The 22,699-nt window shown below is 69.9% G+C and carries 14 protein-coding genes; 8 read left to right on the forward strand and 6 right to left on the reverse strand.

From position 1 onward, the window contains the following. Positions 1 to 27 precede the first annotated feature (27 nt). Complete coding sequence (locus ABD466_RS15325) at positions 28 to 3,132, forward strand: NACHT domain-containing protein (RefSeq protein ID WP_425558653.1); 3,105 nt, start codon at positions 28 to 30, stop codon at positions 3,130 to 3,132. Here the strand turns inward: ABD466_RS15325 and ABD466_RS15330 are convergent. The 3 genes from ABD466_RS15330 to uvrB form a co-directional block, all read right to left on the reverse strand. Further along, on the reverse strand, positions 3,029 to 4,060 hold the full coding sequence (locus ABD466_RS15330; RefSeq protein ID WP_344657706.1) for an LLM class F420-dependent oxidoreductase: 1,032 nt from the start codon (positions 4,058 to 4,060) through the stop codon (positions 3,029 to 3,031). The two genes, ABD466_RS15325 and ABD466_RS15330, sit on opposite strands and share 104 nt — an antisense overlap. 118 nt (positions 4,061 to 4,178) lie before the next feature. Continuing rightward, a complete protein-coding gene (locus ABD466_RS15335) occupies positions 4,179 to 4,673 on the reverse strand; it encodes a DUF6343 family protein (protein WP_344657707.1) in 495 nt (164 codons plus the stop codon). A gap of 266 nt (positions 4,674 to 4,939) precedes the next feature. Then, a complete protein-coding gene (uvrB, locus tag ABD466_RS15340; RefSeq protein WP_344657708.1) occupies positions 4,940 to 7,051 on the reverse strand; it encodes an excinuclease ABC subunit UvrB in 2,112 nt (703 codons plus the stop codon). A gap of 561 nt (positions 7,052 to 7,612) precedes the next feature. Between uvrB and ABD466_RS15345 the strand changes: the two genes are divergently transcribed. From ABD466_RS15345 to ABD466_RS15370, 6 genes are all read left to right on the forward strand, one after another. Further along, positions 7,613 to 9,943 (forward strand): RICIN domain-containing protein, encoded by a 2,331-nt coding sequence (locus ABD466_RS15345; protein ID WP_344657709.1) that lies wholly within the window; start codon positions 7,613 to 7,615, stop codon positions 9,941 to 9,943. A 339-nt stretch (positions 9,944 to 10,282) separates the two neighbouring features. Next, the gene (locus ABD466_RS15350) at positions 10,283 to 12,766 is read left to right on the forward strand and encodes an RICIN domain-containing protein (RefSeq protein ID WP_344657710.1); all 2,484 of its coding nucleotides are present in this window, start codon (positions 10,283 to 10,285) and stop codon (positions 12,764 to 12,766) included. 79 nt (positions 12,767 to 12,845) lie between these two features. Continuing rightward, positions 12,846 to 13,199: a DUF6221 family protein gene (locus tag ABD466_RS15355; protein ID WP_344657711.1), complete on the forward strand. Its 354-nt coding sequence runs from the start codon at positions 12,846 to 12,848 to the stop codon at positions 13,197 to 13,199. A 124-nt stretch (positions 13,200 to 13,323) separates the two neighbouring features. After that, positions 13,324 to 15,825, forward strand: coding sequence for an RICIN domain-containing protein (locus tag ABD466_RS15360; RefSeq protein ID WP_344657712.1), 2,502 nt, complete (start codon positions 13,324 to 13,326; stop codon positions 15,823 to 15,825). 157 nt (positions 15,826 to 15,982) lie between these two features. After that, complete coding sequence (locus tag ABD466_RS15365; protein ID WP_344657713.1) at positions 15,983 to 16,537, forward strand: LemA family protein; 555 nt, start codon at positions 15,983 to 15,985, stop codon at positions 16,535 to 16,537. A 1-nt stretch (position 16,538) separates the two neighbouring features. Further along, complete coding sequence (locus ABD466_RS15370; protein ID WP_344657714.1) at positions 16,539 to 18,590, forward strand: nucleoporin FG repeat-containing protein; 2,052 nt, start codon at positions 16,539 to 16,541, stop codon at positions 18,588 to 18,590. A 70-nt stretch (positions 18,591 to 18,660) separates the two neighbouring features. Here ABD466_RS15370 and lon read toward each other — a convergent pair whose 3' ends face one another. The 3 genes from lon to ABD466_RS15385 all read right to left on the reverse strand — a co-directional run bounded on the left by lon (position 18,661) and on the right by ABD466_RS15385 (position 22,395). Further along, positions 18,661 to 21,159, reverse strand: coding sequence for an endopeptidase La (gene lon / locus ABD466_RS15375; RefSeq protein WP_344657715.1), 2,499 nt, complete (start codon positions 21,157 to 21,159; stop codon positions 18,661 to 18,663). 221 nt (positions 21,160 to 21,380) lie between these two features. Next, a complete protein-coding gene (locus ABD466_RS15380; protein ID WP_344657716.1) occupies positions 21,381 to 21,890 on the reverse strand; it encodes an NUDIX hydrolase in 510 nt (169 codons plus the stop codon). Position 21,891: 1 nt separating this feature from the next. Next, a complete protein-coding gene (locus tag ABD466_RS15385) occupies positions 21,892 to 22,395 on the reverse strand; it encodes a cupin domain-containing protein (RefSeq protein WP_344657717.1) in 504 nt (167 codons plus the stop codon). 139 nt (positions 22,396 to 22,534) lie between these two features. On the opposite strand from ABD466_RS15385, the gene ABD466_RS15390 reads away from it, so the two are divergent. Beyond that, on the forward strand, positions 22,535 to 22,618 hold the full coding sequence (locus tag ABD466_RS15390; RefSeq protein WP_344657761.1) for a putative leader peptide: 84 nt from the start codon (positions 22,535 to 22,537) through the stop codon (positions 22,616 to 22,618). Positions 22,619 to 22,699: the final 81 nt, after the last annotated feature.

A 22,699-nucleotide genomic window follows, 5' to 3' on the forward strand; every position in this document is an offset into this window, starting at 1 on the left:
GACCGCCGCGCCCGCGATGATGGTCGGGTGCGGCGGTCTTTACGTTACAGCGATGCGGTGAGGATGCTCGGCGGCGGGGAGAGCAAGCTGCTCGCGTTCGTCGACGACGCGAGCTCCGCGGCCTTGATGGGTCTGGAGATCCTGGACGTCTTCGAGGCCAAAAGCGAGGCGGTGCGGCTCGCCGAGAAGGTCTTCAAGGGATTCGCCGGGAGGCTGCGCGGCCTGAACGCCCTGACGCGGAGTGAGCGGGTGGCGGCCGCGCACTGGATCATCGCCATCACGGCCTTCTTCGAGGCCGCCGACGAGTGCCTCAAGAGCGTGGGCATCGAGGAGCTGGGAGCGTCGGCCGGGGAGCAGGTGGCACTGATCACCAGGACTTACCCTTCGGACGCCTCGATCCTCGGCATGGGCCGCGTCCTCAGCGGGCACAGCGTCATGGCCGACGTCGAGCCCTTCTATGGGCTCCGCGCCGAGCGCTTCATCGAGCATCTTCAGGGCCTCGCCGTCTTCGAGTCGCTCGACGATGCTCAGCGCCGGAAGGCCCTCGGCATGCGCGAGACCCTCTCGGCCACGGCCGTGCTCCGCTACCGGGAACGACTGCGCGAGCTCGCCGACGACGTCCCGGAGTTCAACATCTGGCTGAACCTCAGCGCTCACGAGCACACCGCCCGCGAGGTACGCCGGGTGAACGACGGCTTGGCCCGGCTGGAGTCGCTTCTCACGGGTCTGGCCACCACCGACGTCCCGCACGGCGTCCGGGGGACGTTGTGCATGGCCTACCGGGCTCAGCTGGACAAGGCGATCACGCAGCAGGCGGCCTCCGACCTCGTGGTGCCGACGCTGGGCGAGGGCTACGTCGAGCACCGGTTCCGGGTCGCGGCCAGCCAGCCCACGATGAATCCGGCGGCGGAGAACTGGTGGCGGGAGTTCTCGGTCTTCGAGGATCTCGACCTGTATCTGGCCTCATATCTGGTGTCGGACGCCGCGAAGACGGCACCGCTGCTCGTGCTGGGCCAACCCGGCTCCGGCAAATCGGTGCTCACCCGGATCCTGGCCGCCCGGCTGCCGGCCGAGCGGTTCCTGCCGATCCGGGTCGAGCTGCGGAGCGTGGACGCCGATGCGGACCTGCAGACGCAGATCGAGGAGGCGGTGCGCCAGGTCACGACGGAGTCCGTACGGTGGCCGGATCTGGTGCGTGAGGCGCCGGAGGCGATGCCGGTGGTGCTGCTCGACGGGTTCGACGAGCTGCTCCAGGCGACCGGCGTGGCCCGGACCGACTTCCTGGAGCGCGTCAGCCGGTTCCAGGAACGGGAGATCGACAACGGCCGGGCCGTGGCGGTGGTGGTCACCAGCCGGATCGCCGTGGCCGACCGGGCCCGCGTCCCGGCCGGCACCGTGGTGATGTGCCTGGAGCCGTTCGACGACCGGCAGGTCGAGGCTTGGTTGACGACCTGGGCCGGGCACAACGAGGGCATCCTCGCCGCCCGCGGTCTTCGTCCCCTGACGGCCGAAGTGGCGCTGCGCCACCGGCAGCTGGCGGCCCAGCCGCTGATGCTGCTCATGCTGGCGCTGTACGACGCTTCGGCGAATGCCCTGCGCGGCGCCGAGGAGGACTTCAGCGAGGCCGCGCTCTACGAAGCCCTGCTCACGGATTTCGCGCGGCGGGAGGTCGAGAAGCATCAGACCGACCCCGTCGACGACGCGGCTGTCGAGCAGGAGCTCGCCCGCCTGTCGGTGGTGGCCTTCGCGATGTTCAACCGCCGGGCGCAGTGGGCCACCGACGAGGACGTCACCGCCGATCTGACCGGCTTGCGGATGGCCGCCCCCGCCGCCGAAGAGCGCCGGATGCAGAGGCACCTGACCGCCGGTCAACTGGCGGTCGGCCGGTTCTTCTTCATCCACGACACCCAGGCCATGCGGGACGGCACGGTCTCGCAGACGTATGAATTCCTGCACGCGACGTTCGGCGAATTCCTGATCGCGCGCTTCGTCGCGAGGCTGACCGCCGAGCTCGCCGAGGCCCGCGGCAGGGCGTCGACGCTGCTGCCGGCCGCCCCGGACGACGGATGGCTCCACGCACTGCTCTCGTTCGAGTGCCTGGCGGCGCGGACCCCGGTCATCACGTTCCTGTCCAGCCTCGTCGCCCGGGACCGGCGGCTGACCGACCTGCTGCTGGAGTTGTTCGCCACGTCGTTGGACCAACGGTCCGACACGCGGTACTCCACGTACCGGCCGGTGCCGATCACCGCCGTCCAGCGGCACGCCAACTGGAGTGCGAACCTGATGCTGCTGGCGGCGATCTCCGCGGACGGGATCATGGCCGGCGAGCTGTTCGGCGGCTCGGCGTTCGCGGCTGCCGGCTGGCGGGACACCGCGCTGCTGTGGCGCGGACAGCTCACCAGTGAGGGCCGCAACGGCCTGATCGGCAACCTGCACATCGAACGGACGGGCGAGAACCCCGATCGTGATCTCAGAATCTCGGTCAGTATCAGGGCGGTTGCTTCCCCACCGCTCCTCGACTGGACGTACAACCTCACCGGAGACGACGTTGTGCGCCCCGGCTACGCCGTCGACTGGATGCGCCTCAAGGACAACTTCACGGCGGCCAAAGCCGGCGACGTCCTTCTCCACGGCCTTGAGCCGATCGCGGCCGCGATGCCGGAGATCGCGCACATGATCGTCAAGTTGCCCGATCGACCGCCGATGACCGCATCGCACGCGCTGCTGGGCGCGATCGCCGCGTTGGCGGACCCTCGGGACGCCGACAAGGCCATGGGTGACCTGTTGAAGGTCATGGAAGCGATCGCCGGCCATGGCGCGCCCACCAGCGATTTATACTCGTTCTTGGCGATGTCGCTCGGCACACTGTACGCAGGGGTCATCGCGGACGTAGTGCCGAAGGAACTCTACGAGGCAATCCATCGCGAGACCTCGATAGTCTCGATTGAAGACGACGACGTGCCTGCCCGGCTGATGTGGCAGCACCTGCAAGAATCGCTGCGTCAGCTCCTCGCCGGACGCCACACACTCACAGAACCAGATCAGCCAGCGTCCGCAGCGTCTCCGGCTCCCGCGCCGTCACCAACAGCGTCGTCACCGGAGACTCCCGCCACGACGCCAGGCGCTCCTTGATCCGCTCCGGCGGTCCCACCAGTGAGATCTCGTCGGCGAACTTGCTCGGGACCGCCATCACCGCTTCTTCGCGCTTCCCGGCCAGGAAGAGCTCCTGGATGCGGTCGGCTTCTTCCTCGTAGCCCATTCGCACCATCAGGTTCTTGTGGAAGTTGGCGCCCTTCGCTCCCATGCCGCCGACGTAGAAGCCCAGTGCGCCCTTGATCGGCCACAGGGCCTGTTCGATGTCCTCTTGCTTCGCGCCGGTGACCGCCAGGTGCACCATGGCCGTGATCTCGAAGCCGTCTTTGGCTCCGGCGATCTGGTCGGCGTAGACCTCGGGGCGCTCCGGGACGTAGTACAGGGGCAGCCAGCCGTCGGCGATCTCGGCGGTGAGGGTGACGTTCTTCGGGCCTTCGGCGCCGAGGAAGATCGGGAGGTCCTTGCGCAGGGGCCGGAGGTTGGTGCGCAGGGGCTTGCCCAGGCCGAGGGAGTCCGGGCCCCGGTAGGGCAGCGGGTAGTACTCGCCGTCGTTGGTCACCGTCTCGCGGCGCAGGACCTTGCGGATCACCTCGACGTACTCGCGGGTACGGGCCAGGGGCTTCGGGTACGGGCGGCCGTACCAGCCCTCGACGACCTGGGGCCCGCTCAGGCCCAGGCCCAGGATCACGCGGCCGCCGGACAGGTGGTCCAGGGTGATGGCGTGCATGGCGGTGGCGGTGGGGGTGCGGGCCGCCATCTGCGCGATGCCGGTGCCCAGGCGGATGCGGCTGGTGCCGGCCGCCAGGTAGGCCAGGGGCGTGAACACGTCCGAGCCCCAGGACTCGGCCGTCCACACCGAGTCGAAGCCGAGGTCCTCGGCCTCGCGCACCAGCCCGACCCAGTCGTACTCCGGCGGCTGGGAGGCCCAGTAGCCGAGCTGGAGGCCGAGCTTGAGGTCCGCGGTCATGGAGGCTCTCCTCGCCGTGAGAATGGAACTAGAACACGTTACAGTACGGGTCAGAGTACGGAAGCGGGCGCGTGGCCGCCAGAGTCGGCGAGGACGGGGGCACGTCCCGGGAACCGCCTCACCAGTTCCGGCCCCGCGAGTTGGCCACCATCACCGCGAAGGGCGGAATGAACGCCGCCACCACGCTCATCCCCACCGCCAGCCCCGGCGAGAACAGGCGCACGACCGTCCACGCCAGGATGACCAGCACCAGACACGTCCCCATCATCGCCAGGTACACCTGCTCGCGGGTGCGCCGCGACAGCGGCGCCCTGGACGTCTGCCAGTCCTCCGGCTCCTCCACCGGGCGGTACGGCGGGATGTCGCGGCCCGGCTGCCAGTGCGGCCCCTGGCGGATGTGGCGAGCCACGATGACCACGTCGATGAGGGCCAGGGCGCCGATGACCGCGCACGCGATGACGAAGCCGGTGGCGTGCTGGGTGAGGAAGAAGACGATGCCGCCGATGGCGCTCGCCAGCCCGATGAGCGCCATCGTCAGGCGCATGCGCAGCGGGCTGCGAGCGTGCATCGGCTCGTCGCCGCTGCGGATCCGGTGGGGATCGTACCTGGTCATCACGGAACTCCCGGTCCCTCATGCCCACCCTAGCGCCGGTCAACCGGCCGAATCGGGCAGGAACGGCACCGACACGCGCCCGGCTCTCCCACGGACCGCTGAGCAAGGAGTCCTTCCTGCGAGAGGGCGGTCCGCAGCCGGCGCATCGGCTGCGGACCGCCCTGCACAGATGGACACGGTCCCCACGGTCGAACGGTTCGCCCCGCGGCTGAAAGAAGCCGGGAACGCCGCCCGGCAGCGCCTGGCAGCCCCGCCAGACGTCAGCCCTACATGGCCGCCTGCATCGCCCGCAGTTCCTTCTTCAGGTCCCCGATCTCGTCCCGGAAGCGCGCCGCCAGCTCGAACTGCAGCTCCGCCGCTGCGGCGTGCATCTGCTGCGACAGATCCTCGATCAGGCCCATCAGCTCCTCGGCCGGCTTGCCGGCCACGTCCAGGGTCCGCACCGACCCCTTCGACGCGACGCCGGGCACCGGCGCCTTGCCGCGCGACTGCTGCCGGCCCGAGCCGCCCAGCAGCTCGGCGGTGTCGGCGTCCTCGCGGGCCAGCAGGTCGGTGATGTCCGCGATGCGCTTGCGGAGCGGCTGCGGATCGATGCCGTGGGCCTCGTTGTACGCGGTCTGCTTCGCGCGGCGCCGGTTGGTCTCGTCGATGGCCAGCCGCATGGACGGCGTCACCGTGTCGGCGTACATGTGGACCTCGCCGCTCACGTTACGGGCGGCGCGGCCGATGGTCTGGATCAGGGAACGGCCGCTGCGCAGGAAGCCCTCCTTGTCCGCGTCGAGGATCGCCACCAGGGACACCTCGGGCAGGTCCAGGCCCTCGCGCAGCAGGTTGATGCCGACCAGCACGTCGTACTCGCCCAGCCGCAGCTCGCGCAGCAGCTCCACGCGGCGCAGGGTGTCCACCTCGGAGTGCAGGTAGCGGGTGCGGACGCCGCGCTCCAGCAGGTAGTCGGTCAGGTCCTCGGCCATCTTCTTGGTCAGGGTGGTGACCAGCGAGCGCTCGCCGCGGGCGGCGCGGGCCTGGACCTCGGCCACCAGGTCGTCGATCTGGCCCTGGGTCGGCTTGAGCACCACCTGCGGGTCCACCAGGCCGGTGGGCCGGATGATCTGCTCCACCGGGGTCTTCGACGGCTCGGCGTCCTGCTTGGCCAGCTCGTACGGACCCGGCGTGGCCGACAGGTACACCGTCTGCCCGATCCGCTCCTCGAACTCCTCCCAGCGCAGCGGACGGTTGTCGATCGCCGACGGCAGCCGGAAGCCGTGCTCGACCAGGGTGCGCTTGCGGGAGGCGTCGCCCTCGTGCATGGCGCCGATCTGCGGCACCGTGACGTGCGACTCGTCGATGACCAGCAGGAAGTCCTCGGGGAAGAAGTCCAGCAGGGTGGACGGCGGCGAGCCGGCCTCGCGGCCGTCGATGTGCCGCGAGTAGTTCTCGATGCCGGAGGTGAAGCCGACCTGCCGCATCATCTCCAGGTCGTAGGTGGTGCGCATGCGCAGGCGCTGCGCCTCCAGCAGCTTGCCCTGCTTCTCCAGCTCGGCCAGCCGGTCGGCGAGCTCGGCCTCGATGCCGACCAGGGCGCGCTCCATCCGGTCCGAGCCGGCGACGTAGTGCGTGGCCGGGAAGACCCGCAGCTCCTCGTCGACGGTCAGGATCTCCCCGGTGACCGGGTGCAGCGTCATCAGCCGCTCGATCTCGTCGCCGAACATCTCGATCCGGACCGGGTGCTCCTCGTAGACCGGGAAGATCTCGACCGTGTCGCCGCGCACCCGGAACGTGCCGCGGGTGAAGGCCACGTCGTTGCGCGCGTACTGCATGTCGACGAAGCGGCGCAGCAGCTTGTCGCGGTCGTGCTCCTCCCCGACCTGCAGGCGCACCGAGCTCTTCAGGTACTCCTCCGGCGTGCCCAGACCGTAGATGCAGGAGACGGTCGACACCACGACCACGTCGCGCCGGGTCAGCAGCGAGTTGGTGGTGGAGTGCCGCAGCCGCTCCACCTCCTCGTTGATCGAGGAGTCCTTCTCGATGTAGGTGTCGGTCTGCGGGACGTAGGCCTCGGGCTGGTAGTAGTCGTAGTACGAGACGAAGTACTCGACGGCGTTGTTCGGCAGCAGTTCGCGGAACTCGTTGGCCAGCTGCGCGGCCAGCGTCTTGTTCGGCGCCATGACCAGGGTCGGGCGCTGGAGCTTCTCGATCAGCCACGCGGTGGTGGCGGACTTGCCGGTACCGGTGGCGCCCAGCAGCACCACGTCCTGCTCCCCGGCCTCGATCCGGCGGGCCAGCTCGGCGATGGCCGCGGGCTGGTCGCCGGCGGGCTGGTAGTCGCTGACGACCTCGATCGGGGCGACGGTGCGGTTGAGTTCGGACAAGGGGCGCATGGTTTAGAGATTACGCGGCCGGTCTGACAAGGGCGCGAAGCTTGGAACGGGAGCACCTGGACACAATCACCCCATGTCTCACGCACCCCTTCTGATCTTGGTGCACAGCCCCCTGGTCGGCCCGTCGTCCTGGCGTCCGGTCGCCGAAGCGCTGAACGCGGGCGGCCTGACGGCCCGTACCCCCAGTCTGCTCGGCCTGTCCGGCGGGCCCGGGCCCTACGCCCCGCGGTTCGCCGAGGCGGTCCTCGCGAAGGTCGACGCGGCCGTCGGCGCCGGAGCCGGGGACGCCGATGAGATCGTCCTGGTCGGCCGCGCAGGCCGACCAGGCCGCGTCACTGGTCACTGGGCTGGCTCACCAGCCGCCTCCAGGCGCACCACCTCGCGCTCCTCACCGACCCGGGCCCGGTCGCCGTATTCCTCGCGGAGTTCGTCCAGAGCCTTGCCAACGACTGATCCCTGTTCAATACTGCGCACTAGCGCGCCCCAGCGGTCTAGACCACGCAACGTTCGCACAAAACCATGCACCGCTCCCCAGCACTCCCTAGTGAACCGGGCAGGTCCATGCGATCCCTCAGAATCCTCCCGGCGGCGGCCCTCGTCGCCGCCGCCGTCCCCGTCGCGCTCGGCGCCACGGCTCCAACCGCGCACGCCGCCTCCGGCCCCCCGCAGACGATCCCCGCGCTGCGCACCTGGTCCGCCGGGTCCGGCTCCTTCACCTGGAGCACCGCCAGCCGCGTCGTCATCGACCCCGCGTACGCGTCGCAGCTGCAAGGCGACGCGAACACCTTCGCCGCCGACCTGACCGCCCTCGAGGGGCGCACGGTCGCGGTCGTGCAGGGCACGGCCGGCCCCGGCGACATCGCGCTCACCCTCGGCGGGTCCCAGCCGTCCGAGGGCTACACGATGACCGTCGGCGCCGGCATCTCGATCCAGGGCAGCACCACCACCGGCGAGTTCTGGGGCACCCGCAGCGTGCTGCAGCTGCTGCACCAGAACCCGTCGATCCCGGCCGGCACCGCGACCGACTCCCCCACCAAGTCCGAGCGCGGACTGATGCTCGACACCGGCCGGCGGTTCTTCGACGTGCCGTTCGTCGAGAACCAGATCCGCGACATGTCCTACCTGAAGCTGAACTACCTGCACCTGCACCTGTCGGACACGTACGGCTTCCGGCTGGAGAGCAGCACGCACCCCGAGATCACCTCGGCGCAGCACTACTCCAAGCAGGACATCGCGAACATCATCGCCCTGGGCAACCAGTACCACGTCACCGTCGTCCCCGAGATCGACATGCCGGGGCACCTGGACGCGGTGCTCACCGCCGAGCTGAACGCGGGCCACGACTACCGGCTGAAGGACAACACCGGCGCGGCCAGCAGCAGTTTCATCGACCTGACGATCCCCGGCGCCCGCAGCCTGATCAGCGACCTGATCGCCGAGTACGAGCCCTTGTTCACCAGCAGCTCGTACTGGCACCTGGGCGCCGACGAATACGTCACGAACTACAGCGCCTACCCGCAGCTGCTCACCTACGCGCAGCAGAATTACGGGGCCAACGCCACGGCGAAGGACACCTACTACGGTTTCGTGAACTGGGCCGACGGCATCGTCCGGGCCGGCGGCAAGACGATGCGGATGTGGAACGACGGCATCAAGTCCGGCGACGGCACGATCGCCGTCAACGCCGACATCATCGTCGAGTACTGGTACAACTACGGCCTCACGCCGCAGCAGCTCGTCAACGCCGGGCACACGGTCGCGAACGAGTCCTGGACGCCGACGTACTACGTCTACGGCGGCGCCAAGCCGGACACGACATGGATGTACGAGTCCTGGAACCCCGACCTGTTCCAGGGTTCCAACACCCTCACTGACGGCACCAAGAATCTCGGCTCCCTGATCCACGTCTGGTGCGACAACCCCGGCGCCGAGACCGAGGACCAGACCGCCGCCGGGATCAAGTACCCGTTGCGGGACCTGGCACAGATGACGTGGAACACGCCCAAGCTGGTCTCCACCTACGCCGCGTTCGTCCCGATCATGGACGCCATCGGCCGCAACCCGCTCTACCCGACTCCGGTCATCGCCGGCGACCTCGCCCAGGGCAAGCCGACGACGGCCTCCAGCGTGGAGACATCGGCCTTCCCGGCGGTGAACGCCACCGACGGTGACACCACGACGCGCTGGTCCAGCCAGTACGTCGACCCCACCTGGCTCCAGGTCGACCTCGGCTCGACGCAGACCGTGAACCGCGTGGTGCTGGCCTGGGAGGCCGCGTACGGGAAGAACTACCAGATCCAGGTCTCCAACGACGGCACCACCTGGACCACGGTCTACACCCGGACCAACGGCACCGGCGGTACGGAGACGCTGACGTTCCCGAACGCCTCCGGCCGCTACATCCGGATGAACGGCACGGCCCGCGGCTCCCAGTACGGGTACTCGCTGTGGGAGTTCGAGGTCTTCCACGACTCGGCCCCGTCGCTGAACGGCGTCCACACCGTCACCACCGGCGGCCAGGCCCTCGACGACCCCGCCAGCTCGACCGCCACCGGCACCCAGCTCATCACCTGGGCGCTGCACGGCGGCAGCAACCAGCAGTGGACCTTCACCGAGCAGCCCGACGGCTCGTACCAGCTGGTCAACGGCGTGTCGGGCCTGTGCGCGGACGTCAACGGCGGCTCGACCGCCGCCGGCGCGGCGGTGATCCAGTGGACCTGCACCGGCAACGCGAACCAGCACTGGAAGGTGACGCCGCTGGCCGGCGGCGGCTACACGATCGCGTCCGTGAACAGCGGCCTGCTGCTGACCACCGCGTCGACCGCGAACGGCGCGCTGGTGACACAGCAGGCTGATACGAACAGCGCACTTCAGCACTGGACGATCAGCTAGTCCCGGTCCCGGGCACCGGCTTTGAGGTGGGCGGCCGTGTCACCACGGCCGCCCGCCGACGTTTCAGCGGTGCCTGAAACGATGCGCCGCCGCGCGCACCGGGTGTTCTCCTGAGCCGCATCCCCACCCCTCGCTCAGGAGGCATCATGCGCTGCGACCTGCCCGACGCCGACCCGTTCCCCCAGCCTTCCGCCACGGCGTCGTCCGACTGGGACTTCGTCATGGGCCACTGTGTTTTTCTCCCGGCGGCCTTGGATTCTGCTTGGAAAAGCTCGACTGGTGACCACTTCTGAGAGATAAATCCTGGGCACCTCCCCCACACCTCTGAAGGGAGCACCCGTGAGACTCCGCAAATCCCTGGCGGCTGCCGCCACCGCCGGCGTGTTGACCGGCGTCGCCGCGTTGGCCCTGGCCCCGGCCGGGGCCTCGGCGACCCCGCCGACGTCCGGTTACACGATCACGATCGGCTCGTCGGGCTCCTTCGCCTATCCGACGGACACGCCGGCCTCGCCGTACATCGACAAGGACGGCTCGTTCTACTTCCAGCAGTCGGCCTCGCTCTACGGCACCAGCGACCCGCGCTACTGGGACTTCTACTCCGGCACCGACTTCGACAGCGCGACCCGCAACGCCACGATCAGCAACTACGTCAACCCGAACAACTCCTCGGACAAGAACGACGACACCACGTGGCGGTGCAACAACAGCCCGACCGGCCTGTCCGCCACCTCGGCCGGGGCCGGCTCGGGCTACTCGCAGAAGAACTTCTGCGACCTGCTGGGCACCTGGGTCGACCCGGACACCGGCGACTGGTACGGCCTGGTGCACAACGAGTTCACGCCGCAGCCGTTCGGCGACGGCCTGCACTACGACTCCATCGACTACGCCGTGTCCCACGACCAGGGCAAGACGTGGAGCATCCAGGGCCACGCCATCACCTCGCCGTACAGCACCACGCGCAACGACACCACGGCGTTCCCGAACCAGACCTACTACTACGGCGACGGCGACCAGCGCCTGTTCGTGGACTACGCGTCAGGGTATTTCTACGTCTACTACGGCTCCCGCGTCGTGCCCAAGGGCGGCGTCGGCGGCAGCACCGGCGGTCTCGCACACGTGGCCCGGGCTCCGCTGTCCGGCAAGATGGCGGCCGGGACCTGGCAGAAGTGGTACAACGGCACGTGGACCCAGCCTGGCATCGGCGGGCTGGAGAGCAACATGGAGCCGACCGACTCCACGAACCCGACCGGCTACACGCTCCCGGCCAACGACTACAACCCGGCCAACACCGGCACCGTGGACCAGCAGGTCGCCGCGGGCAAGCTGCCCTCGAAGTCGCCGCTGTTCATCATGAACATCACCTACGACGCCTACCTCGGCCTCTACATCGGTGAGCCGGAGACCGTCGGCCAGACCGGCAGCGAACCACAGCAGTACTACGTCACCGACGACCTGTCGACGCAGAAGTGGTACTTCATCGGCGACTCCGGCAGCTACGTCTCAGGGTCCTGGTACCGATGGTTCCTCGACGGCGCCAACAAGACCAACCCGATGATCGTCGGCAAGACGTTCCGCTCCTACTGCTCGATCTCCTGCGCGAACAACCAGGGCGGCACCTACGCCAACGAGACCATCGACTCGGCCTCCCCCGCCGCGCCTCCGGTCGACAGCACCAAGACCTACACCATCGGCACCGGCGACGGCAGGGTCCTGGCCCAGGTGTCCGGCAGCTCGGCGACCACCTCCGACGCGGCGGCCACCGGCTCATCGCTGGAGGCCTGGCAGTTCACCGGCAACGGCGACGGCTCGTACCGCGTCATCAACGCCGGCACCGGACAGGCGCTCGGCGTCGGCACCTCGGCCGCGAACCGCGCCTGGGGCACCAAGCCGACCGTGACCGCGCTGTCCGGCTCCACCGGCACCGTCGGCCAGCAGTGGTTCGCCGTCCCGGTCACCGGCCAGTCCGGCGCGTTCAAGCTCGTCAACCGGTACAGCGGCCTGGTGCTGGCGCTGTCGTCGAACGCGGCCCGCACCGCCGAGACCACGCCGGTCCGGGCCTGGACCGACACCAGCGGCACCGGCGTCGGCGGCGGCCGCACCGGGGCGGAGCAGACGCTGACGTTCACGCCGGCGTCGACCTCGGGTGCCGAGACGGTGACCGTCGCCGACCCGGGCGCCCAGACGACCGTCGTGAACACGGCGGTTTCGCTCCAGATCTCGGCCTCCGACAGCCAGAACAAGGCCCTGACCTTCTCGGCGACCGGGCTCCCGGCCGGGCTGTCGATCAGCGGCTCCGGCCGCGTGACCGGCACTCCGACGGCCACCGGGACCTCGACGGTGACCGTGACCGCGTCGTCGGGCACGGCCAGCGGGACGGCGACGTTCGCATGGACCGTCTCCGCCTCGACACCCAGCCTGAACGGCACGCACACGGTGGTCGCCTCCGGCAAGGCGCTGGACGACCCGAACCACTCCACCACCGCCGGCACGCAGCTGATCACGTGGTCGCCGAACGGCGGCGCGAACCAGTCGTGGACGTTCACCCAGCAGGCGGACGGCTCCTACCAGATCGTGAACCAGGAGTCCCAGCTCTGCGTCGACGACAACGGCGGCGCCACGACAGCGGGCACCGCCGTGATCCAGTGGACCTGCACCGGCAATTCCAACCAGCACTGGACCGCGGCGAAGCTGGCGAACGGCACCTACACGCTGACCAACGTCCACAGCGGCCTGCTGATGACGACGGCGTCGACGGCGAACGGCGCGTTGGTGACGCAGCAGACGGACACGGGTTCGGCGCTTCAGCAGTGGACGATCAGCTAGAGCGTTGCGCGGGCACCGGCAGGTATGCCGGTGCCCGCACCGTCATGCGAGGGGGGGCACCGGATGGCAGGGTGTTCCCATGAACCAGGACATCATCGCCTTCGTCCAAGCGCGACTCGACGAGGACGCCGACATCGCCCGCCGATGTGACGGAGACGGCTGCGGGCGCTGGATCGCCGACGGGGGCACGGTGGACTTCTGCCAGTACGACCTGGACGGCTTTCATCCGACGGTCGCGCGCCACGTCACGCGCCACGATCCGGAGCGGGTTCTGCGCGAAGTCGCGGCCAGACAGCGAGCCCTGAACCGCCACGTCCCCGACACGGACGACACCTGCCGGCACGACGGTCGCCGCTGGCCCTGCCCCGATCTGCTCGACCTGGCCGCGCCCCATGCCGAACACCCCGCCTTCGACCCGGGCTGGTCGCTGTGAAGACGCCTGCACTTTTCTCGCCGACGCCTTGGATTCTGTTTGAGAATGCTCGACTCGCTGCTCGGTCTTGAGAGATAACCAACGGGTACCACCGTGTGAACGTTCAGAGTGGAACGGAGTACCTGTGCTACACCCCCGCAAAACCCTCGCTGCGAGCGTCGCGGCGGCGGCCGCCGTGACCGGGGCGCTCCTGCCGTCCGGGCCGGCGTCGGCGACGTCCGCAGCCGCCTCCCACCCCACGTATCAGATCTCGATCGGCGCGGTGAACGCCTTCGACTATCCCGACGACACCCCGGCGTCGGCATACGTCGACAGCGACGGCTCCTTCCACTTCCAGGAGTCGTACTCGCTGTACGCCAAGACCGATCCGCGCGCCTGGGAGTTCTACAAGGGCACGAACTTCGACGACGCGGTTCCGGACACCGTCTTGAACAACGCGGTGAACCCGGCCGATCCGCAGGACAAGAACAACGACACCACGTCCCGGTGCAACAACAGCCCGACCGGGCTGGAGTCGACGTACGTCAACAACGGCACCGGCTACTACTCGCAGCGCAACTTCTGCGACCTGTCGGGCACGTGGGTGGACCCGGACACCGGCGACTGGTACGGCCTGGTGCACAACGAGTTCACCCCGCAGCCGTTCGGCGACGGCCTGCACTACGACGCCATCGACTACGCCGTCTCCCATGACAAGGGCAAGACGTGGTCGATCCTCGGCCACGCCATCACCTCGCCCTACAGCACCACGCGCGGTGACACGAAGGCGTTCCCGAACCAGACGTACAACTACGGTGACGGTGACCAGCGGCTGTTCGTCGACTACGCGTCAGGGTACTTCTACGTCTACTACGGCTCCCGCGTCGTGAACAAGCCGGGTACGCACGGCAAGCTGACCGGCGGCCTGGCGCACGTCGCGCGCGCCCCGATCGCCGGCAAGATGGCGGCCGGGACCTGGCAGAAGTGGTACAACGGCACGTGGACCCAGCCCGGCATCGGCGGGCTGGAGAGCAACATGGAGCCGGTGGACGCCGCCGACCCGGCCGGGTACACGGCACCGGCCAAGGACTACAACCCGGCCAACACCGGCACCGCCGACCAGCAGATGGCGGCCGGAACTCTGCCGGGCAAGTCGCCGCTGTTCATCATGAACATCACCTACGACGCCTACCTCGGCCTCTACATCGGTGAGCCGGAGACCGTCGGCCAGACCGGCAAGGAGCCGCAGCAGTTCTACGCGACCGACGACCTGGCGACGCAGAAGTGGCGGCTGATCGGCGACTCCGGGAGCTACGTCTCCGGGTCCTGGTATCGCTGGTTCGCCGACAACGCGAACAAGTGGAGTCCGACGATCGTCGGCAAGACGTTCCGCTCGTACTGCTCGATCGCCTGTGCGACGTCCGACGGCGAGTACGCGGACGTGACGATCGGCAGCTCCGCTCCCGCCGCCCCGGTGGTGGACCCGGGCCGGAACTACGTCGTCGGCAGTGGCAACGGCCGCGTGCTGGCGCAGACTGCGGGCAGTTCGGCGGTCACCTCCCTGGACGCGTACTACGGCTGGGCGCAGGCGGCGTGGACGATCGCGCCGACCGGCGACGGTTCGTACACGGTGGTCAACGCCGACACCGGTGACGCGCTCGGCGTGGACTCGTCGCGGGCCGCTTCTCGCGCTTGGGGAACGGCTGTCGCGGCGACGCCGGTCGGCGCCGACGGCCCGACCGTGGGCCAGGAGTGGTTCGCGGTGCCGAACACCGTGGCGCCGGGCTCGTTCCGGCTGGTGAACCGGTACAGCGGCCTGGCCCTCGGGATGGTGGGTGACGCCGCGCGGTCGGCGGAGACCACGCCGGTGCGGTCGTGGACCGACGCCTCGGGCAGCGCGGTCGGCGCCGGACGGCAGCCGTCGGAGCAGACGCTGACGTTCACGCCGGCGCACCCGACGCAGGGGCCCGAAGTCGTGCACGTGGTGACGCCGGGGAACCAGAGCGGCGTGGTCGGCACGCCGGTGAGCGTGGACGTCTCCGGGACCGACTCCAAGGGCCGGACGCTGGGCTACTCGGCGTCCGGGCTGCCGGCGGGGGTGTCGATCGACGCCGCGTCCGGGGTGATCTCCGGGACGCCGACGGCGCCGGGGACGTCGACGGTGACGGTGACGGCCTCGTCCGGGCACGCTTCGGCGAGCGCCACGTTCGCGTTCGCGGTGAGTCCGAAGCCGGTGGACCTGTCGGGCGTGCACACGCTGGCGGTGTCCGGGATGGCCTTGCAGACGCCGAACGGCTCCAAGGACGGCGGCGACCAGTTGGTGACCGGGGCCGCTTCGGGGGCCGCGAACCAGAAGTGGACGTTCGCGCGGCAGACGGACGGCAGCTACACGCTGACGAACGGCGACTCGGGGCTGTGTGCGGACGACAACGGCGGGTTCACGGCGCCGGGGACCGCGGTGATCCAGTGGGACTGTTCGGGGGCGTCGAACCAGCGGTGGACGGCGACGCAGCTGCCGTCGGGGCTGTGGACGTTGAAGAACAACCACACGGGGCTGCTGATGACGGCGGCCTCTACGGCGGACGGGGCGTCGGTGACCCAGGAAGCGGACACCGGTGCGGCGACGCAGCGGTGGGCGCTGAGCTAGCGACGAGACGGTGGGCGCGTCGGCCGGGAGGGGTCTCGGCCGACGCGTTCACCGTGCGTGACCCACTAGGGAAAACCCGCATGTCGACGCAGGTCAGGCCAGCCCACAATCGGTACCGAACGCGCGGATCACCGCGCCAGGGGATCGGGACACGAAGATGATGATCGGGCTCATCGCGGTAGGCGCCGCCGTCGTGCTGTTCTTGTTCTATCTGGTCAGCCTGTACAACCGCCTGGTGAAGCGCCGCAACCAGGTGGACAACGCCTGGGGGCAGATCGACGTGCAGCTCAAGCGGCGTTACGACCTGATCCCGAACCTGGTGGAGACGGTGAAGGGGTACGCCTCCCACGAGCGCGGGATCTTCGAGGCGGTGTCGCAGGCACGGGCCCGGGCGGTGGGCGCCGGGGGGCCGCAGGAGGCGGCCGAGGCCGACGGCGTGCTGACCGGGACGCTGCGGACGCTGTTCGCGGTGGCCGAGGCGTACCCGGATCTGAAGGCGAACCAGAACTTCCTGGCGCTGCAGCAGGAGCTGGCGACCACCGAGGACCGCGCGGCGTACGCCCGCCAGTACTACAACGACGCGGTGCTGGGCCTGAACAACGCGGTCAGCACCTTCCCGACCGTGCTCTTCGCCGCCATGCTCGGCTTCCGCAGCCGCGAGTTCTTCCGCGCGGCCGGCGCCGAGACCGCGCCCGTCCGCGTGCAGTTCTGACATGCACGCGGCCCGCACGCCGCACCACGGTCACACCACCGGCCCGGCGTGGCACTTCAGCGACCTGAACGTCCCGCTGACCCTCGCCGCCCTGGCGGCGGTGGCCCTGTGGCTGCTGGCGGTCCTGGCGGCGAGGACGGCGACCCGCCCCCGCATGCCCCGCCCCGGCCCGAAGACCATGGACCTGCGCCCCGAGCCGCCGGCCGTCGCCGAGTTCCTGACCGGCGGCTGGGAGGTCGGCGGCAGCGCGGTGCAGGCGACGCTGGTGGATCTGGCCGGCCGCGGGCTGCTCGGGTTCGAGCAGGTGGGGCCGGATCCGCGGGACACGATCGTGCGGGTGAAGGGTGAGGCCGGGGGCGGGGGCGGGTTCGGCCAGTACGGCTCGGCTCCAGTCAGCAGCTTCGGCCAGTACGGCTCGGCTCCAGGCAGCGGCTTCGGCCAGTACGGCTCGGCACCGGGCAGCAGCCTCGGCCAGGCCGGCGCGGCACCGGGCAGCAGCCTCGGCCCGACGGGCGGCTTCGGCCAGAGCAGCTCGGTTCCGGGCAGCGGCTTCGGCCAAGGCAGCAGTCCCGGCTCGACCGGCTCGGCTCCGAACAGCGGCCTCGGCTCGACCATCCCGGCGGCCGCGCGCATGTACGGCGTAGCAGCAAGCGAAGGCTTGGCGGCTCCGTTCGCGGTGACCGGGCATGGACCCGGCTCGGCGACCGGTGGTTCGGCGAGCGAAGCCACCCCCACCGTCGCCGGCCGCCCCGTCCACGTCCCCGCCCGCGGCAACCCCGGTCCGCTCCTCCCCTTCGAGAAGCGCGTCCTCCACCGCGTGAGCGTTCTCGCCAGAGACGGCGTCGTCCCGGCTCGCGCACTGGCGCAGGGCACCAAGGACCAGGATGCGAAGTGGCACAAGGCCTTCGACCGTGAGGTCGTCGCGGACGCCCGGGCCCGGGGGCTGTCGCGTGCGCGGTACGGCTTCGGCATCAAGGCCCTGCTGGCCGTGGCCGCGCTGGTTCCGGCGGTCCTCGCCGCGGCCGCCGCGACCAGGAGCCGGGCGAACGGGGACGGCGACGGCGGCGCGTTCGCGGTCGTCATGGCCGGTGCGCTGATCGTCCTCGGCACGCTCACCGGGGAGCGGGAGACCAAGGCGGGGCAGGAGGTCTGCGCCGAGTGGCTCGGGGTGCGGGACTGGCTGGCCGCCGACGAGCAGTTCCGGCGGTTGCCGCCGGCCGCGGTCGCGATCTGGGACCGGTACCTCGCGTTCGCCGCCGGTTTCGGGATCGCGCGCAAGACAATCGGAGCGCTGCCGCTCGGGGCCCGTGACGAGCGCCGTGCCTGGTCGACGTACGGCGGGGTGTGGCACGAGGTGCGCCTCGGCTACCTCGCGGCGACCGAGCGCCGCGTCCGGCATCCGAAGCAGAGCGTCCGCATCGCGGTGCGCCGCATCGCCGCGTGCCTGGTCCTGGCTCCGGGGCTGGTGTGGATCGCCGTGCACAAGCACTGGATGGTGCGGCTGCCGCTGGGGCACGGCACCGATGTGAAGGCGTTCACCGCTCTCGGGATCGCCGTCGCCTGCGTCATCGTGAGCGTGTCGCTGTACAACGTGGGCGGCCGGGTCTCGAAGGGCAAGGTCGTGGGCATCGCGTTCTACATCCTCGCCCCGGGCGCCCTGCTGTGGTACGTGAGCCACGGGCTGAAGCTCACGGACTACGAGGTCTCCCACACTTACGTGAGCTACGGCGTCATCGCCGTGAGCACGCTCCTGTCCCTGGTGACCGCCTGGAACGTGGTGCTGCTCTTCGGCGCCCTGGCCGACCTGGCGCTGCGCGAGCAGATCGTCGGCGAGCTCGTCCGGATCCGCGACCGTTCCGACGACCGCCATCTCGCGGTGGACCCCGGCGGTGTGGCCAAGATCCACGCCTGGCCGGTCGCGCGTGACGCGTTCGGAAGCCTCAGCGAGGGCGCGACCGTCTCCGTCACCCGCGGCAAGTGGTTCGGCTACGTCTACGACGTCTCCGTCACCGCGGCCTCGGCGCGCGGCGACCTGTTCGCCGAAGCGGTCTGACACCCGGAAACGCCGAGGCCCTGGACCGGAGGGGATCGGTCCAGGGCCTCGGTTTCCTCACACGGAGTGCCTAGACGGCAGCCACAGCGACAGGGCGCTCCGCGGGCTCCAGCGCGAGGTTCAGGACCTCACGCACATCGGCGACCAGGTGCACGTCCAGCTTGTCCAGCACCTCGGCCGGGACGTCGTCCAGGTCGGGGCCGTTCCGCTTGGGCAGCAGCACGGTCGTGGCGCCGGCCTGGTGCGCGGCCAGCAGCTTCTGCTTGACGCCGCCGATCGGCAGCACCCGTCCGGTCAGCGACACCTCACCGGTCATCGCCACGTCCTGGCGGACCAGCCGGCCGCTGAGCAGCGAGGCCAGCGCGGTGGTCATCGTGACGCCGGCGCTCGGGCCGTCCTTGGGCTGGGCCCCGGCCGGCACGTGGATGTGCACCGCGCGCTTGCTCAGGTCCGCCACCGGCAGCTCCAGTTCGGCGCCGTGCGACCGCAGGTAGCTCAGCGCGATCTGCGCCGACTCCTTCATGACGTCGCCCAGCTGGCCGGTCAGGGTCACGCCGGTGTTCCCGGTCTCCGGGTCGGCCAGCGAGGCCTCGACGAAGAGCACCTCGCCGCCGGCGCCGGTCACCGCGAGGCCGGTCGCCACGCCGGGCACGGCCAGGCGGTCGGCGGTCTCGGGCGTGTGGCGCGGCCGTCCGAGGTAGTCCTTCAGGTTCTCGACCGTCACGACCAGCTTGGCCGCCTCGCCGGACGTCACCCCGGCCCCGGCCTCAGGGCTCGATGCCGCCGCGTCGCGGTCGGATGCTTCCGCACCGTCCTGATCCAGAACCGTCGCCGGGCTTTTGGCGGCGGCTTCAGAGTCGGCCAGCGCGGTCTTCGCGGCGACCTTGCGCAGCACCCGGGAGATGGCGCGCTCCAGATCGCGCACACCGGCCTCCCGCGTGTACTGCTGGGCCAGCAGCCGCAGCGCGTCGTCGTCGAACGCCACCTCGTCGGCGGACAGTCCGGCGCGGTCGATCTGCCGCGGCAGCAGGTGGTCGCGGGCGATCAGGACCTTCTCGTCCTCGGTGTAGCCGTCGAGCCGCACCAGTTCCATGCGGTCCAGCAGCGGGCCGGGGATGGCCTCCAGGACGTTGGCCGTGGCGAGGAACACCACGTCGGACAGGTCCAGCTCGACCTCCAGGTAGTGGTCCCGGAAGGTGTGGTTCTGCGCCGGGTCCAGCACCTCGAGCAGCGCCGCGGTCGGGTCGCCGCGGTAGTCGGCGCCGACCTTGTCGATCTCGTCGAGCAGCACGACGGGGTTCATGGTCCCCGCGTCCTTGATCGCCCTCACGATCCGGCCGGGCAGCGCGCCGACGTAGGTGCGCCGGTGGCCGCGGATCTCGGCCTCGTCGCGCACGCCGCCCAGGGCGACGCGGACGAACTTCCGGCCCATGGCGCGCGCCACGGACTCGCCGAGGCTGGTCTTGCCGACGCCGGGCGGGCCGACCAGGGCCAGCACCGCGCCGGAGCGCCGTCCGCCGACCAGCTCCAGGCCCTTGTCCTGCCGCTTCTTGCGCACGGCCAGGTACTCGACGATGCGCTCCTTGACGTCGTCCAGTCCGGCGTGGTCGGCGTCCAGGACGGCGCGGGCGCCGGCGATGTCGTAGGCGTCCTCGGAGCGCTCGCTCCACGGCATCTCCAGGACGGTGTCCAGCCAGGTGCGGATCCAGCCGGCCTCCGGGCCCTGCTCCCCGGCCCGCTCCAGCTTGTCCACTTCCTTCAGCGCCGCCTCGCGGACCTTGTCGGGAAGGTCAGCGGCCTCGACGCGGGCCCGGTAGTCCTCCTCCTCGGAGGCCTCCTTGCCGTCGAGCTCGGCGAGTTCCTTGCGGATCGCGGCCAGCTGGCGGCGCAGCAGAAACTCACGCTGCTGCTTCTCCATGCCGTCCTCGACGTCCTTGCGGATGGACTCGTTGACGTCCAGCTCGACCAGGTGCTCCCGGCCCCACTCCAGCAGCTTCTCCAGCCGCTCGTCGACGCTGAGCGTCTCCAGCAGCTCGACCTTCTGCACGGCCTTCAGGTAGGGGGCGTAGCCGGCCGAGTCGGCCAGCTGCGAGGGGTCGGTGATCTGCTGCACCATGTCGACGACCTGGAAGGCCTCACGGTGCTGCAGGATCTCGATGGCCAGTTCCTTGTACTGCTTGGCCAGCTCGCGGGTGCGCGAGGTGACCGGCGGCTCCTCCAGCACGATCGCCTCGACCCACAGCGCCGCGCCCGGACCGGTGGTGCCGACGCCGATGGTGGCGCGGTGGGTGCCGCGCACCACGGCGACCATGCGCCCGCTGCCGGCCATCCGCCCGGTCTGCTCGATGATGGCGACCACGCCGGACTTGGCGTAGTTGCCGTCCAGCCGCGGGACGAGCAGCACCTGCGCCTTGCCCCCGCGCGTGGGCCCGTTCGCGGCGGCGTCGACCGCGGCCCGGGTCTCGGAGTCCGACAAATCCAGCGGCACGACCATGCCCGGCAGGACGACCGCGTCGTCCAGCGGGATGACCGGGAAGGCCTTGGTCGCGCCGGTCATGTTCTCACTCATCTGCTGTGGCTCCCTACGAGAGGTAAGTTGAGTCTGACTCACTCAATGTCTGTGAGCCGACTGGTGTTCCCCGCGGGGCGTTCGCTGTGAGCGATCACACTGTGACGGTAGTTACTTGATGAGATATGGGCAGCTCAACGGGCCTTGGAGCAAGTGAGTGCCACGGCGATGACAGCCACGACAGAACCTGCTCCCCGGCCTCGGACCCGCGCTGGCAACCGTCAGTGGTGCCAGGGCAGCCGAACCGGTTCGGCGGGAATCCGGCCAGCCGTGAGGTCGCGCATCAGCTCCGCCAGGCCGTAGGGCACGATCCGCTCGTCGGTCTCGGCGAGTTCGTCAAGCGTCCACCACCGGTGGCCGACGTAGGTGCTCGCTTCCAAGTCCTCGAAGCCGCTGATGTCCACTTCGTGGGCGTCGATCCGGAGGAAGAAGAAGTCGTCGCGGAACACGCCGGACAGCCAGCCGAGGTCCGCCGGGCCGCCGGTGGTGGCGACGACGCCGCCGAGCGTCGCGGGAGCCACGTCCAGGCCGGTCTCCTCGCGGAGTTCACGGGCGGCGGCGACGACCAGATCCTCGCCCGGTTCGACGCCGCCGCCGACGGTGATCCAGAGGGTGTCGGCCTCGGGGGCGTCCGGGGCGGTCTTGGTCTGGAACAGTAGGAGCCGGTTCTGGGCGTCGACCAGGAGGACGCGCGCTGAGACGCGTATTTCAGAAGCTTGGGATTTCGTCACATCAGGCACGGTACTGATCGTGGCGGGCGTAGAGCTCGTCCCATTCCTCAAGTGTGAGCTGGCGTCCCTCGGCGCGGATCGCCGCCAGTTCCTCGAAGTAGGGCTCGCGCGGGGCGCCGGGGGCGAACAGGACCAGCATCGACGCGGCGGCGCCGGAGGTGTTGGCGAAGCTGTGGACGCCGCCGGGCGGGACGAACAGATAGTCGCCGGCGGTGGCCTCGCGCCAAGTGTCGCCGTCGTAGAGGGCGACGCTGCCGTCGAGAATGAAGAAGGCTTCAGAGAAGGTGCGGTGGTAGTGGCCGGAGTTGGCGGGGGTCGGCTCCGGGTCGGTGGGAAGCAGGTCCCAGCGGTAGAGCCCGTAGAGGCCGCCGGAGGTGGTGCCGGTGGACAGCAGGCTCACCCGGGAGCGCTCGCCGATGCGCAGCTCGGGGTCGGTGCCGGCGGTGCGGAAGGTGGCGCTGATCTCGCCCTGGTCGGCGAAGTAACGGGGTGACGGGTACGACATGGCTTCGACCCTAGGGTGTGCGACGACGGCGGGGGTAGAGCTGATCTTGCCGCGGCGGAGTGGGCCATTTCGGTCCGGATCCTGAGACGGCTATTCGGCGATATTGACGCTCTCTGAGATGCGCTGCCATTCTCGGAACATGGGACGCGCCGCCATTCTCGTGGCTCGCCGGCATGTCGATCTGCGACGGACCGCGAGCGCCATCTGTCCTGCGTGCGCCTAGATTCAGAGCATTAGGTTCTGTCTCCGAAATATTCGGGACCCTTTCGTCTTCGTGTCCGAAGAATCTCATTTCAGAAGAGTG

It is taken from the genome of Catenulispora subtropica (genome assembly GCF_039531675.1).
Lineage (GTDB): Bacteria > Actinomycetota > Actinomycetes > Streptomycetales > Catenulisporaceae > Catenulispora > Catenulispora subtropica.